General features: G+C 68.7%; 13 protein-coding genes, 1 tRNA gene and 1 pseudogene. 12 read left to right on the top strand and 3 right to left on the bottom strand.

Translation table 11 applies throughout. The annotated features are described in order from the left end of the window. Positions 1–3: 3 nt before the first annotated feature. Positions 4–369 carry an NADH-quinone oxidoreductase subunit A gene (locus tag MPPM_RS05530; RefSeq protein WP_096484189.1) on the bottom strand — a complete coding sequence of 122 codons (366 nt, stop codon included), beginning with the start codon at positions 367–369 and terminating at the stop codon, positions 4–6. 531 nt (positions 370–900) lie between these two features. On the opposite strand from MPPM_RS05530, the gene MPPM_RS05535 reads away from it, so the two are divergent. Both MPPM_RS05535 and MPPM_RS05540 read left to right on the top strand, forming a co-directional pair. Next, positions 901–977: transfer RNA gene (locus MPPM_RS05535), tRNA-Asp, on the top strand. A gap of 221 nt (positions 978–1,198) precedes the next feature. Continuing rightward, complete coding sequence (locus MPPM_RS05540) at positions 1,199–1,687, top strand: CAP domain-containing protein (protein WP_096484190.1); 489 nt, start codon at positions 1,199–1,201, stop codon at positions 1,685–1,687. Between the two features lie 37 nt (positions 1,688–1,724). On the opposite strand, the pseudogene MPPM_RS05545 reads toward MPPM_RS05540, so the two are convergent. After that, a pseudogene (locus tag MPPM_RS05545) lies at positions 1,725–2,078 on the bottom strand (pseudoazurin). Between the two features lie 197 nt (positions 2,079–2,275). Here MPPM_RS05545 and carB point away from each other — a divergent pair. From carB to aat, 10 genes are all read left to right on the top strand, one after another. Next, positions 2,276–5,749 (top strand): carbamoyl-phosphate synthase large subunit, encoded by a 3,474-nt coding sequence (gene carB / locus MPPM_RS05550; protein WP_096484191.1) that lies wholly within the window; start codon positions 2,276–2,278, stop codon positions 5,747–5,749. 137 nt (positions 5,750–5,886) lie between these two features. After that, entirely contained in the window at positions 5,887–6,363 is a 477-nt protein-coding gene (gene greA / locus MPPM_RS05555) for a transcription elongation factor GreA (protein ID WP_173807981.1), read from the top strand. A gap of 4 nt (positions 6,364–6,367) precedes the next feature. Next, a complete protein-coding gene (locus tag MPPM_RS05560; protein ID WP_096484192.1) occupies positions 6,368–6,862 on the top strand; it encodes a hypothetical protein in 495 nt (164 codons plus the stop codon). A 33-nt stretch (positions 6,863–6,895) separates the two neighbouring features. Then, positions 6,896–7,975 carry a mitochondrial fission ELM1 family protein gene (locus MPPM_RS05565; protein ID WP_096484193.1) on the top strand — a complete coding sequence of 360 codons (1,080 nt, stop codon included), beginning with the start codon at positions 6,896–6,898 and terminating at the stop codon, positions 7,973–7,975. A 154-nt stretch (positions 7,976–8,129) separates the two neighbouring features. Beyond that, positions 8,130–9,104, top strand: coding sequence for a thioredoxin-disulfide reductase (trxB, locus tag MPPM_RS05570; protein ID WP_096484194.1), 975 nt, complete (start codon positions 8,130–8,132; stop codon positions 9,102–9,104). A gap of 388 nt (positions 9,105–9,492) precedes the next feature. Further along, positions 9,493–10,383: a LysR family transcriptional regulator gene (locus tag MPPM_RS05575; protein ID WP_012452953.1), complete on the top strand. Its 891-nt coding sequence runs from the start codon at positions 9,493–9,495 to the stop codon at positions 10,381–10,383. A 115-nt stretch (positions 10,384–10,498) separates the two neighbouring features. Further along, entirely contained in the window at positions 10,499–10,954 is a 456-nt protein-coding gene (gene aroQ / locus MPPM_RS05580; protein WP_017486732.1) for a type II 3-dehydroquinate dehydratase, read from the top strand. A gap of 16 nt (positions 10,955–10,970) precedes the next feature. Beyond that, positions 10,971–11,447: an acetyl-CoA carboxylase biotin carboxyl carrier protein gene (gene accB / locus MPPM_RS05585; protein ID WP_096484195.1), complete on the top strand. Its 477-nt coding sequence runs from the start codon at positions 10,971–10,973 to the stop codon at positions 11,445–11,447. Positions 11,448–11,457: 10 nt separating this feature from the next. Further along, a complete protein-coding gene (accC, locus tag MPPM_RS05590; RefSeq protein ID WP_096484196.1) occupies positions 11,458–12,825 on the top strand; it encodes an acetyl-CoA carboxylase biotin carboxylase subunit in 1,368 nt (455 codons plus the stop codon). Between the two features lie 98 nt (positions 12,826–12,923). Beyond that, positions 12,924–13,598, top strand: coding sequence for a leucyl/phenylalanyl-tRNA--protein transferase (gene aat, locus MPPM_RS05595; RefSeq protein ID WP_096484197.1), 675 nt, complete (start codon positions 12,924–12,926; stop codon positions 13,596–13,598). A 90-nt stretch (positions 13,599–13,688) separates the two neighbouring features. Here the strand turns inward: aat and MPPM_RS05600 are convergent, their stop codons facing one another. Further along, positions 13,689–14,312, bottom strand: coding sequence for a TetR/AcrR family transcriptional regulator (locus MPPM_RS05600; protein ID WP_096484198.1), 624 nt, complete (start codon positions 14,310–14,312; stop codon positions 13,689–13,691). Between the last annotated feature and the right edge of the window lie 6 nt (positions 14,313–14,318).

Below are 14,318 nucleotides of genomic sequence, written 5' to 3' on the forward strand. Positions count from 1 at the left end.
CCGCTAGTCCCATTCGAGGGCGCCCTTGCGCCACTCGTAGACGAAGCCGACGGTGAGGACGCCGAGGAAGACCATCATCGACCAGAAGCCGAACCAGCCGAGCTCCCCGAAGGTGATCGCCCAGGGAAACAGGAAGGCGACCTCAAGGTCGAAGATGATGAACAGGATCGCCACGAGGTAGAAGCGCACGTCGAACTTCATGCGCGCGTCGTCAAACGCGTTGAAACCACACTCGTAGGCGGAGAGTTTCTCGGGATCGGGGCTCGAATAGGCCACGATGAACGGAGCGACCAGCAGCGCCACCGCGATGAACAGCGACACGCCGATGAAGATGATGAGCGGCAGATAATCTGCCAGCAGGCCGGTCATGCCGCACCTCTCATATGGTTGCGCGTGAGGATCATGAACGACGGCCCTCGCGACGGTTTCCGGCGTGCGGAATCCCTCGGGTGGAATTCCTCCAATGCCAGACTGAGCGCGGGCGAGGCTTAGACGAGCCCCCCCGGCGAAACAAGGGCATTGCGCGTCGCACAATCACCTCTTTCGCTGACAGATGGGGGTATCCGTGCATCCGGCCACGGGGCGGATCGGCGCATGCCCTGCCACGCTCGAGCATTGCCATTTCATCCCTGCCATCCCGCCAGCGTCGTTGTTTGGTATCTGGCATACCAGACAGTACGTGAACAAGGGTGCTAAGGCCCGGGCTGAGCCATTTCAAGCTCCGAAGCTGCGCTGCCGTCTCCGAGCTGGGTCGGCTTCGATCAGGCGTTTCAGCCGGTCCCTTCAGGAACCGTCGCCGAACCGTCGTATTCCGCGATTCAGCGGCTTGACAGCCCAAGGCGCCCCACCTAAACCCCGCCTCGTCGCCGACACGAGCCCAGCCGGCCGGCGACGCAGAACGCGGGCGTAGCTCAGTCGGTTAGAGTGCCGGCCTGTCACGCCGGAGGTCGCGGGTTCGAGCCCCGTCGCCCGCGCCATGTTCCCAGTTGCGAACGGGAACTCCTCCTCCAAAACCAGCATCGCTCAGGCTCGACAAGCATTGTTGCTCGTCAGGTCGTTGGACGCCGTCGCCCCCGCGTCTGCGTGGCCGCGATGCCACAGATGATGGCCTCATCCGGCACCGACGACAGGCCGCCGCGGTTTTGCCGCACCATCCGCGGAAGCGGGCGCCTCCCCGTGGCCGCCCGACTCAAATTCGATGCCGAACCTGCGCCTTTCCGCCGTCGCGACATTGATCGCGCTCACGCTCGCCGGGTGCGGCGGGGCTCCGGTGCTCGATGCCGGGACGCCGACGCTGCCCATCATCCTCGACGAGCAGGCGGCGGCCGCAGCGATCTCCCGCTATCGGGCGCAGCACGGGCTCGGACCGGTCTCGCTCGATCGCAGCCTGATCACCGCGGCCTCGTTCCAGGCGCAGGCCAACGCACGGGCCGGTCGGCTCAGTCACGAGATCGCCGGCAGCTTCGACAGCCGCATGGCGAGCGCCGGCTTCGGCAAGCGCTACGCCTCCGAGAACCTGAGCGCGGGCTCAGAAACCTTCGAGCAGGTGCTCGCCCGCTGGAAGGCGTCGCCCGAGCACAATCGCAACATGCTGATGCCGCAGCTGCGCCGGGTCGGCATCGCCCGCGTCGATGCGCCGGCGACGCGCTACAAGCGCTTCTGGGCCCTCGTGATGGCGGCCGATTGAGGGAACGGCCCGAGCTCGACAATTCGAGCCGCCGGCATCACTGGACCTGGGCGAGCAGCGGCTCGATGCGCTTCTGCATGAGCCGGTTGTGCGGCACGCTGCGGGCCGCTTCGAGGTTGTCGCGCTTGTCGCCGATCACGACGAGGGCGACCATGCCCATCATGTAATGCGGCGAGCACCCGAAGACGTGGAGGCCCTCCCTGTCGAACTTGGCCACGGTCTCCGGTCCTACAGCCGACATCACGTAAGTCCGCACCGTCGGGCGCCATGCCCCTGATGATCTCGACATCGTGCCCCTTGTCGGCGGGCACGAACTTGATGCTGTCGCCGGGTTTCAACCGCACGAAGGCGGTATCGAACACCATCATCCCGCCCGCCCGCTGTTCAGCATCTTGACCGAAACGTCGTCGGCCGTCGCCCGCAGGACGTCGCCCGGCCGGGGATGGACCGGGCGGGCCTTTCAAACCCGCGCGGCTGCGTGTAAACGCGGGGCTTGACGATCATCCCAGCGCCTGCGCCCCCTTGGCACCGCCCTCGAACCGGCGGCGCGCGAGGGCGAGCGCGCGCGAACTCGCTTCAAGGCGCTCAATGCCGAAACGCACCGACATCTCCTCCATTCTCATCATCGGTGCGGGCCCCATCATCATCGGGCAAGCCTGCGAATTCGACTATTCCGGTACCCAGGCCTGCAAGGCCCTGCGCGAGGAGGGGTACCGGATCGTCCTGGTGAATTCGAACCCGGCGACGATCATGACCGACCCGGACATGGCCGACGCCACCTATGTCGAGCCGATCACCCCGGAGGTCGTCGCCAAGATCATCGAGAAGGAGCGGCCCGACGCCCTCCTGCCGACCATGGGCGGCCAGACCGCGCTCAACTGCGCGCTCTCGCTCAAGCGCATGGGCGTGCTGGAAAAGTTCGGCGTGCAGATGATCGGCGCCACGGCCGAGGCCATCGACAAGGCGGAGGACCGCAACCTCTTCCGCGACGCGATGACCAAGATCGGTCTTGAGACGCCGAAATCCGCGCTCGCCAACGCCTCCGCCGCCAAGAAGGTCGATCGCGACCGCTATCTCGCCGAGAAGGCGCGGATCGAGGCCGCGCAGTCCGATCCGGCCACCCGCGAGGCGGCGCTCGCCGAGTTCGAGCGGCAGTGGAGCGGCGGCGAAGGCGACCGCCGCCGCCGCTACATCGAGCACGCGCTCGGTCAGGCGCTGATCGCGCTGGCCGAGGTCGGCCTGCCGGCGATCATCCGCCCGTCCTTCACCATGGGCGGCACCGGCGGCGGCATCGCCTACAACCGCGAGGAATTCCTCGAAATCGTCGAGCGGGGCATCGACGCCTCGCCGACCAATGAGGTGCTGATCGAGGAGAGCGTGCTCGGCTGGAAGGAGTACGAGATGGAGGTCGTCCGCGATAAGGCGGACAACTGCATCATCGTCTGCTCCATCGAGAACGTCGATCCGATGGGCGTCCATACCGGCGATTCCATCACCGTCGCCCCCGCGCTGACGCTCACCGACAAAGAGTATCAGGTGATGCGCGACGCCTCGCTGGCGGTTCTGCGCGAGATCGGCGTCGAGACCGGCGGCTCGAACGTGCAGTTCGCGATCGACCCGAAGACGGGCCGGATGATCGTGATCGAGATGAACCCGCGCGTCTCGCGTTCCTCGGCGCTAGCCTCGAAGGCGACCGGCTTCCCCATCGCCAAGGTCGCGGCCAAGCTCGCCGTCGGCTATACCCTCGACGAGATCGCCAACGACATCACCGGCGGGGCGACCCCGGCCTCGTTCGAGCCGACGATCGACTACGTCGTCACCAAGATTCCGCGCTTCGCGTTCGAGAAGTTCCCCGGCGCCGAGCCGACGCTGACCACCGCCATGAAGTCTGTCGGCGAGGCGATGGCGATCGGCCGCTGTTTCGCGGAATCGCTGCAGAAGGCCCTGCGCTCGCTGGAGACGGGGCTGACCGGCCTCGACGAGATCGAGATCGAGGGGCTCGGCAAGGGCGACGACCACAACGCCATCAAGGCTGCGCTCGGCACGCCGACGCCGGATCGGCTGCTCAAGGTCGCCCAGGCCATGCGCCTCGGCATCAGCCACGAGGAGATTCACGCCTCCTGCAAGATCGATCCGTGGTTCCTGGAGCAGCTCCAGGCCATCGTCGATTTGGAGAACCGGGTGAAGACGCACGGTCTGCCCAAGAGCGCGGGCGCCTTCCGCCAGCTCAAAGCGGCCGGGTTCTCCGACGCGCGGCTCGCCGTGCTCGCCGATACCGAGGAAGAGGCCGTGCGCGCCGCCCGCCGCGCCCTCGGGGTGCGGCCGGTCTTCAAGCGGATCGACACCTGCGCCGCCGAGTTCAAGGCGCCGACCGCCTACATGTACTCGACCTACGTCGCACCGTTTGCCGGCCAGACCGCCGACGAGGCGTACCCGTCGGACCGCAAGAAGGTCATCATCCTCGGCGGCGGTCCGAACCGGATCGGTCAGGGCATCGAGTTCGACTATTGCTGCTGCCACGCCTGCTTCGCGCTGACCGAGGCCGGCTACGAGACCATCATGGTCAACTGCAATCCGGAGACGGTCTCGACCGACTACGACACCTCCGACCGGCTCTATTTCGAGCCGCTGACGGCGGAGGATGTGCTGGAGATCGTCGAGACCGAGCGGCAGGCGGGCCAGCTCCACGGCGTGATCGTGCAGTTCGGCGGCCAGACCCCGCTCAAGCTCGCCCGGGCGCTCGAAGGGGCGGGCGTGCCGATCCTCGGCACTTCGCCGGACGCGATCGACCTCGCCGAGGACCGCGACCAGTTCAAGCGGCTCCTCGACAAGCTCGGGCTCAAGCAGCCCAAGAACGGCATCGCCTACTCGGTGGAGCAGAGCCGGCTGGTGGCGGCCGAACTCGGCCTGCCCTTCGTCGTGCGGCCGAGCTACGTGCTGGGCGGGCGCGCCATGGCGATCATCCGCGACGAGGCGCAGTTCGCCGAGTACCTGCTCGGCACCCTGCCGAGCCTGATCCCCTCCGACATCAAGGCGCGCTATCCCAACGACAAGACGGGGCAGATCAACACGGTGCTGGGCAAGAACCCGCTCCTGTTCGACCGCTACCTCTCGGACGCCACCGAGGTCGACGTCGACGCGGTCTGCGACGGGCAGAGCGTGTTCATCGCCGGCATCATGGAGCACATCGAGGAGGCGGGCATCCATTCGGGCGATTCCGCCTGCTCGCTGCCCCCGCGCACCCTGTCGCCGGAGCTCCTCGCCGAGCTGGAGCGCCAGACCAAGGCGATGGCGCTGGCCCTCAAGGTCGGCGGCCTGATGAACGTGCAGTACGCGATCAAGGACGGCGCGATCTACGTGCTGGAGGTGAACCCGCGGGCGTCCCGCACGGTGCCCTTCGTCGCCAAGGTGATCGGCGAGCCGATCGCCAAGATCGCCGCGCGGATCATGGCCGGCGAGCGCCTCGACGGCTTCGGCCTCAAGCCGAAGCAGCTCGACCACATCGCGGTGAAGGAGGCGGTATTCCCCTTCGCCCGCTTCCCCGGCGTCGACGTGCTGCTCGGGCCCGAGATGCGCTCGACCGGCGAGGTGATCGGCCTCGATGCCGGCTTCGGCGTGGCTTTCGCCAAGAGCCAGCTCGGCTCCGGCACGGCGGTGCCGCGCACCGGCACGGTGTTCGTCTCCGTGCGCGACGACGACAAGCCCCGGGTGCTGCCGACGATCCGGCTGCTCTCGGACCTCGGCTTCACCATCCTCGCGACCGGCGGCACGCAGCGCTACCTGGCGGACGAGGGCATCCCGACCGAGCGCATCAACAAGGTGCTGGAGGGCCGTCCCCACATCGTCGATTCGATCAAGAACGGCGACATCGCCCTCGTCATCAACACGACGGAGGGGGCCGGCGCGCTCTCCGACTCGCGCTCGCTCCGGCGGGCGGCCCTCTTGCATAAAGTGCCGTACTACACCACTCTCGCCGGCGCGATGGCGGCGGCCGAGGGGATCAAGGCCTATCTCGAAGGCGATCTCCAGGTGCGTGCCTTGCAGGAATACTTCGCGGCCTAAATAGACGTTCGTGTGCCGGGCGGCCCGCCGAGCGGAGGCGGGCGGCCCGGGGCCACACAATCGAGAGCCGTTATCCCGGCCCGGAAGGAGTGTTTCGCTCCGGCCGGGCCTCTTCATTGTGGCGCGAGACCATGAGCATCGACAAGCTTCCCATCACGGCCCGCGGCTACGCAGCCCTCGAGGAGGAGCTGAAGCAGCGCCAGCAGGTGGAACGTCCCCGGATCATCCAGGCGATCTCTGAGGCGCGTGCGCTGGGCGACCTGTCCGAGAACGCCGAGTACCACGCCGCCAAGGAGGCCCAGTCCCACAACGAGGGCCGTGTGCTCGAACTCGAGAGCATGATCGCGCGGGCCGAGATCATCGACACCTCGAAGCTATCGGGCTCCAAGATCAAGTTCGGCGCCCGGGTGAAGCTCGTGGACGAGGACACCGAGGAGGAGAAGACCTACCAGCTCGTCGGCGAGCCGGAGGCGGATGTGCGCGAGGGCCGCGTCTCGATCTCCTCGCCCATCGCCCGCGCCCTGATCGGCAAGGCGGTCGGCGACACGGTGGAGGTCACCACGCCCGGCGGCGGCAAGTCCTACGAGGTCGTCGCCGTCGAGTGGGGAGCCTGACCCTTTGCGCGCCGCCGGCCTCGCGGCCCTAATCGGACTCCTCGCCGGGATCGCTCCCGCCCCGGCGCAGGCGTTCGACCGGTTCGGCAGCATCGCCGTCGATGTGCGGCCGTTGCAGGCCTATGCGCGAGGCCCGCAGACGGAAGCGCTGCGGGTGGATCTGACCGAGGCGCTGCGGCGCAGCTTCGCCGACCGCATGGTGCGCGGCGGACCGACCCTGGTGGTGCGCGTGAGCGGCCTCTCGCTCAACCCCTATGTCGGCGGCGAGGGTTTCGGCCGCGGCGGAAGCCTCGGTGGCGGCGGCACGACCGACCACCTCGACGGCGAAGCCCTGCTGGTCGGGCGTGGGGGAGAGATCCTCGCGCGCCACCCGCAGCTGTCGGCCCTGCCCGCCAGTTCCGGCGGCGCGTGGTACGATCCGGCTTCCGAGCGGCGGCGGGTCGCGGCCCTTGCCGAGCACTACGCGCAATGGCTGCGGCGGCAGCTCCCGGCTCAGTAATCCGGGGCCCGTGAGATCGAAGGTGTGCGTCGCGTGAACGAACAAGGGCCGGTGAAGGCCGACGGCAGCGTACCGCCGGAACTCGCGCGGGCCCGCACCTGGATTCTCACGGATGGCAAGGCCGGCGACGAGAACCAGTGCATCGGCATCGCCGAGGCGCTGGGCCTTACCTACGAGACACGGCGGATTCCGGACGGACGGCCCCTGACCTGGATGGCCCCCTGGGGACCGATCGATCCGCGGGACGCGCCGGGCCGGGCCGGCGGCCTGTTGCAGGGCCCGCTCCCCGATGTTCTGATCGCGTCGGGACGGCGCGCCGTGCCCTATCTGCGCGCCGTGCGCGGCGCCTCGGGCGGCAGGACCTTCACCGCCTTCCTCAAGGATCCGCGCACCGGCCACGACACGGCGGATTTCATCTGGGTTCCCGATTACGACGACCTGCGCGGGCCCAACGTCTTCACCACACTCACCGCGCCGCACCCTGTCTCCCGCGCCCGGCTCGATGCCGCCCGCACGACCCCCGATCCACGGCTCGCTCGGCTGCCCTGGCCGCGCATCGCCGTGCTGATCGGCGGGGACAGCCGGCATCTGCGCTACCGCAAAGCCGACATGCAGCGGCTCGTGCGCGATCTCACTAAGCTCGCCGAGGGCGGCTGCTCGCTGATGCTGACGGTGTCCCGGCGCACGCCGCCGGACCTGCGCGCGGCCCTGGAAAACCTCGTGAAGGACAAGGGCGGCTTCTTCTGGGACGGCAGCGGCGAGAACCCTTACGTCGGCATGCTGGCGATCGCCGACCACATCGTCGTCACCTCGGATTCCGCCAACATGGTCGGCGAGGCCGCCAGCACCGGCGTGCCGCTCCTGCTGTTCGACCTGCCGCGCACCTATATCCGGCACAGGCGGATGTTCGCGGGCCTTGCCATGGCCGGCGCGCTGAAGCCCTTCATCGGGCGCCTGGAGGCTCTGCGCTACGCCCCGATCGACGCGACGCCGGAGATCGCCGCGGCCCTGGCCGAGGCTTACGTGCAGCATCGCCGGCGCTTCGCGGCGGGGGGATCGGACAAGGATCGGACCGCGTCGGCCTTGATCGCGCCTCCGCGCGGATCGCTCTGAGGCGGCGGCCGGACGAGACGGGACGTTCTCACGCGTCCCGATCCTCGGAAGGAAATATTTGCCCGCGTCGTGCAGGATCGGACGCGACGGAACACAGGACGAGTGGACGGCCGGCCCTTCGGAGACCGCCCGTCCCTGACAGGAGACGGCACAGATGGCGCACACCCATGCGAGGCTCGTGATCATCGGCTCGGGGCCGGCCGGGTACACCGCCGCGATCTACGCCGCCCGCGCCATGGTCGAGCCCCTGCTGATCTCGGGCTTCCAGCCCGGCGGCCAGCTGATGATCACCACCGACGTCGAGAACTATCCGGGCTTTGCCGAAGCGATCCAGGGGCCCTGGCTGATGGAGCAGATGCGTCTCCAGGCCGAGCATGTCGGCACGAAGATCGTCTCGGAGTACATCACGAAGGTCGATCTCAAGGTGCGTCCGTTCCGGCTCGAGGCCGATTCCGGCGAGACCTACACCTGCGACGCCCTGATCATCGCCACGGGCGCCCAGGCGAAGTGGCTCGGCCTGCCCTCGGAGGCGAAGTTCCAGGGCTTCGGCGTCTCGGCCTGCGCCACCTGCGACGGCTTCTTCTTCCGCGGCAAGGATGTGACCGTGGTCGGCGGCGGCAACACCGCGGTCGAGGAAGCCCTGTACCTCGCCAACCTCGCCAAATCCGTCACCGTGATCCACCGCCGCGGCGAGTTCCGGGCCGAGCGCATCCTGCAGGAGCGCCTGTTCAAGCACGCCAACGTCTCGGTGAAGTGGCACCACGCGGTGGAAGAGATCTGCGGCTCCGACACGCCGCCCTCGGTGACGCATCTGCGCCTGAAGGACCTGCGCTCCGGCGAGATCGTCGAGCAGCCCACCGACGGCCTGTTCGTCGCCATCGGCCACCAGCCCGCCACCGCGATCTTCGAGGGCCAGTTGCCGATGCGGCACGGCGGCTACATCACCGTGACGCCGGGCACGACCGCGACCGAGATCCCGGGCGTGTTCGCAGCGGGCGACGTCACCGACGACGTCTACCGTCAGGCGATCACGGCGGCCGGAATGGGCTGCATGGCGGCGCTGGAGGCGGAGAAGTTCCTGGCCAATCTCGATGTCGGCGAGAGCCCGGCCAAAGCCGCCGCCGAGTAAGCCGCCGACCCGGCGCCCCGCGGGCACGGACCCGTCCGCCCTCGCGGGGCCGCAGGCCCCGAGTGTTTCGCGGGCATTTCAAGTACTGTCCAAAACAACGCCCTTTTCGCCATCATGTCGGACACGGTGACCGACGGGGAACAGATGCTGTCGAAGCATTGAAGACGTTGTTTGATACGCATTTCCCTGTTGATGGCGAAAATGACGCAACCAAATCGCAAGGTTGCCGTCATAACCTGAATGCTGCGGGAGCCAGCAGGTTACGCGAGGACGCCTTTCGTCGGGCACGGCGGGGCAACAGACTGGCGTCGTGCAACGCCCGAAGGTTGTGGTCCCCCGTGATGGGTTGACCGCGACGGGCCGACCTCGACGGGCGGGAGTGACGGCCTTGGATTGGGACAAGATCCGGATTTTCCTCAACGTCGCGGAAGCCGGCAGCTTCACGCGGGCGGGCGACGACATCGGGCTCAGCCAGTCGGCGGTGAGCCGGCAGATCAGCGCCCTCGAGCGCGAGCTGAAGGCGCCGCTGTTCCACCGGCATGCCCGCGGCCTGATCCTGACCGAGCAGGGCGACCTGCTGTTCCGCGCCGCCCGCGACATGAAGCTCCGGCTGGAGAACACCCGCGCCCGTCTTGTCGAGACCAGCGAGCGCCCCTCGGGCGACCTGCGGGTGACGACGACGGTGGGGCTGGGCACCTCGTGGCTGTCGCAGCGCGTCTCCGAGTTCCTCGACCTCTACCCGGATGTGCGCATCGAGCTGGTGCTCACCAACGAGGAACTGGACCTCGCCATGCGCGAGGCCGACATCGCCATTCGCATGCGCCGGCCGGCCCAGCCGGATCTGATCCAGCGCCGGCTGTTCACGGTGCATTACCACGCCTTCGCGAGCCCCGATTACGTCAAGCGCTTCGGCGAGCCCAAGACCATCGCCGACCTCGACGAGCACCGCCTCGTCTCCTTCGGCGGCAACGAGCCGTCCTACCTGCTCGCCACCCACTATCTCGCCAGCATCGGCCGCGAGGGCGACGACCGCCGCCCGGTCCACTTCACCGTCAACAACATCGCCGCGCTCCACAAGGCGATGGAGGCGGGCATAGGCGTCGGCATCCTGCCGGACTACGCCGTCGACGGGAACGAGAGCCTGGTCCAGGTGCTGCGCGAGAGCGAGATGCCGACGATGGAGAGCTATCTCGTCTATGCCGAGGAGATGCGCTCGGTCGCCCGCGTCCAGGCGTTCCGCGATTTCCTCGTCAACAAGGCGCAGCGCTGGACTTATTGAAGCGTGGCCGGGCCGCCGGCCGACAAGCGCCCTTGTCGCGCCCCGACTCCCTCGTCTAAGACCGCCCATCCCGCCGGGCGGTTCGCGAAGCCTCCGGCCGACGAAGCCGGACGGCATGATCGCGATCCACTGCCTCAACGGGCCGAACCTCAACCTCCTCGGCACGCGCGAGCCCGGCATCTACGGCGCGGCGACCCTCGCCGATATCGAGCAGAGCCTGCGGGAACGCGCAGCCCGCCTCGATATCGCCCTGACCTTCCGTCAGACGAATCACGAGGGCGAACTGGTGACGTTCGTGCAGGAGGCGGGGGCCGCCGGAGCCGGGGTGCTCATCAACGCCGCCGCCTACACGCACACATCGATCGCACTGCGCGATGCGATCAAGGGCGCGGGGGTGACGGCGGTGGAAATCCACCTCTCGAACGTCCATGCCCGCGAGGAATTCCGGCACGTATCGCGGATCGCCCCGGTCTGCGCCGGTGTGATTTCGGGTTTCGGTCCCCACAGCTACATTGTCGGGCTCGATGCCCTCGCCCATCTCCTGCGCGGACAGCTCCCGTCCGCCTCCTGACGTGAACCAAGAGCCGATGGCCAAGAACGAACCCTTCGATCCCGAACTGGTGCGCGAGCTCGCCCGGATGGTCGCCGAGACCGATCTGAGCGAGATCGAGGTCGAGAAGGGTGACTTGCGCATCCGCGTCGCCCGCAGGATCGAGGCGGTCTCGGTTCAGGTCGCGCCCGCCGCCCCGGCCGCGGTAGCGGCGGCAGCGCCCGTCGCCGTCCCCCCCGCCGCCATGGCGCCCGCGCCCGCCAAATCCGGCGCCGGCCATCCCGGCGCGGTCCCCTCCCCCATGGTCGGCACCGCCTATCTGCGGCCGTCCCCCGACGCGAAGCCGTTCATCGAGATCGGCACCAAGGTCCAGGCCGGCGACAAGCTGCTGCTGGTCGAGGCGATGAAGACCTTCAATGAAATCGTCGCGCCCCGCGCCGGTACGGTGACCGCGATCTTCGTCGAGGACGGGATGCCGGTCGAGTACGGCGAAGCCCTCCTCGTTCTCGAGTAGCCTCCCCGCGATGTTCGACAAGATCCTGATCGCCAACCGCGGCGAGATCGCGCTTCGCATCCTGCGGGCGGCCAAGGAGCTCGGTATCGCCACCGTCGCGGTCCACTCGACCGCCGATGCCGACGCCATGCATGTGCGGCTCGCCGACGAGAGCGTCTGCATCGGCCCGCCGGCCGCCCGCGACAGCTACCTGAACATTCCCTCGATCATCGCCGCCTGCGAGATCACCGGGTCGGATGCCGTCCATCCGGGTTACGGCTTCCTGTCGGAGAACGCCCGCTTCGCCGAGGTTCTGGCGCATCACAATATCGGCTTCATCGGCCCCAAGGCCGAGCATATCCGGGTGATGGGCGACAAGATCGAGGCCAAGCGCACCGCCAAGCGCCTCGGCATCCCCTGCGTGCCGGGCTCGGAGGGCGGCGTCTCCGACCCCGACGAGGCCAAGCGGGTCGCCGCCGAGATCGGCTATCCGGTTCTGGTGAAGGCGGCCTCCGGCGGCGGCGGGCGCGGCATGAAGGTCGCCCGCTCGGAAGCCGAGCTGGAGCAGGCCCTCGACATGGCCCGCACCGAGGCCAAGGCCGCCTTCGGCGACGACGCGGTCTACCTCGAGAAGTACCTGACCAAGCCGCGCCACATCGAGGTGCAGATCCTCGGCGACGGGCGCGGCGGCGCCGTGCATCTGGCCGAGCGCGACTGCTCGCTCCAGCGCCGTCACCAGAAGGTCTGGGAAGAGGGCGGCTCGCCCGCGCTCAACGCCGAAATGCGGGCCGAGATCGGTGGCATCTGCGCCAACGCGATGCGTGAACTGAGCTATCTCGGCGCCGGCACCATCGAGTTCCTCTACGAGGACGGGCGGTTCTACTTCATCGAGATGAACACCCGCATCCAGGTGGAGCATCCCGTCACCGAGATGATCACCGGGATCGACCTCGTGAACGAGCAGATCCGGGTCGCGGCCGGCGGCGGCCTGTCGGTGGGGCAAGAAGACATCAGGGTCGAGGGCCATGCCATCGAGTGCCGGATCAATGCCGAGCACCCGTCGACCTTCCGCCCCTCGCCGGGGCTGATCACCTATTTCCATCCGCCGGGCGGTCTCGGCGTGCGGGTCGATTCGGCCGCCTTCCAGGGCTACCGGATCCCGCCGCACTACGACTCGCTGATCGGCAAGCTGATCGTGCACGGGCGCACCCGCAACGAGTGCCTGATGCGCCTGCGCCGGGCGCTCGACGAGTTCGTGGTCGACGGCATCGACACGACGCTGCCGCTGTTCCGCACGCTGGTGCGCAACGCCGACGTCCAGAACGGTCAGTACGACATCCACTGGCTCGAGAGCTTCCTCGCCCGCGAGGAGGCCGCCGGCGTCGAGCTGCGGCGCTGAGAGGACAGGGCTCAACGCCCTGTCACGCCCGCCTCCTCGTCACGCCTGCGCCCGAGTGCCGGCTGGCGCTCGGGCCGGGAGCGCGCGACAACGCTCCGATGCACGACAGGCATCCCGTGGACATCACGCCCGACATCCTGCTCAAGGCCTATGCCGCCGGGATCTTCCCGATGGCCGAGGATGCGGATGATCCGACGATCTACTGGGTCGAGCCCCGGGCCCGCGGCGTGCTGCCCCTCGACCGCTTCCACGTTCCCCGCCGGCTCGCCCGCACCGTGCGCTCCGACCTGTTCGAGGTCGTGAGCGACCGGGATTTCGACGCGGTGATCGACGGCTGCGCCGCCCCGCGCCGGGACACCACCCGCACCTGGATCAACGCCCGCATCCGCGATCTCTACGGTGCCCTGTTCGATCTCGGCCATTGCCACACGATCGAGGTCTACCACGAGGGGCGGCTCGCGGGCGGGCTCTACGGCGTGTCCCTCGGAGCCGCCTTCTTCGGCGAGAGCATGTTCCACGAGGTGCGCGACGCCTCGAAGGTCGCCCTGGTCCACCTCGTGGCCCGGCTCCGCGCGGGCGGCTACCGGCTCGCCGATACGCAGTTCCTGACGGAGCACCTGAGCCAGTTCGGCGTCGAGGAGGTGCCGCGCCACATCTACAAGCGCCAGCTCGCCGCCGCGATCACCGAGCGGGCCGAGTGGGGCCCGCGCGACCGGGGCTTTCGCGGCACCGAAGCCCTGGCCGCCCTCGGGATTGGCAGCACCCACCCATAGTCGAGGCTTCGAAAGGACGCGTCCCTTCGCGGGTTCAGGACAGAGCCCTGGCGACGACCGGGCGATCCCGTCTGAATCCCGGATTCGTCCTCATCCCGAGATCGGTTCGAGTCTCAGCAGCCGGTGGGCGAGCGCGGCGGCGGCCTGGGGGTCGGTGCGCACCGCCTCGCCGACCATGCCGTCGATGGCGAGCGAGGCGATGCCGTGGACCAGCGCCCAGGATCGCAGGGCTTCCTCCGCCGCCGCGGCCGCCGGCACCAGCGTCGCGACCCGGTCGGACAGCACCGCGTAGGCCGCGGCGGAGGCTTCGCACAGGGCTTGAGGCCGCGCTCCGCCCGAGCGGGCCGAGAACATCAGGCGGAATAGGCCGGGCTGGGCGCAGGCGAAGGCGACGTAGGCCTGCCCTTGAGCGTACAGCGCATCCCGTTTCGTTTCCTCGCCCTCCCCTGCCCTGTCGGCCGCCTCCAGCGCCGCACGCAGCCGCTCGAACCCGATCGTCGCCACCGCCGCGAGCAGGGCGTCCTTGTCGGGGAAGTGCCGGTAGGGCGCCATGGCCGAGACGCCGGCCCGCCGCGCCGCCTCGCGCAATCCGAGGGCGGACGCATCGCCGCCCTCCTCCAAGATCGACAGGCCGGCCGCGACCAGCGCCTCGCGCAGTTCGCCATGGTGATAACCGCCCTTGGCGGGATTCGGCTCGCGCTCGAATGTTGACACTGTAAG

This window comes from Methylorubrum populi, from assembly GCF_002355515.1.
Taxonomy (GTDB): Bacteria; Pseudomonadota; Alphaproteobacteria; order Rhizobiales; family Beijerinckiaceae; genus Methylobacterium; species Methylobacterium populi_A.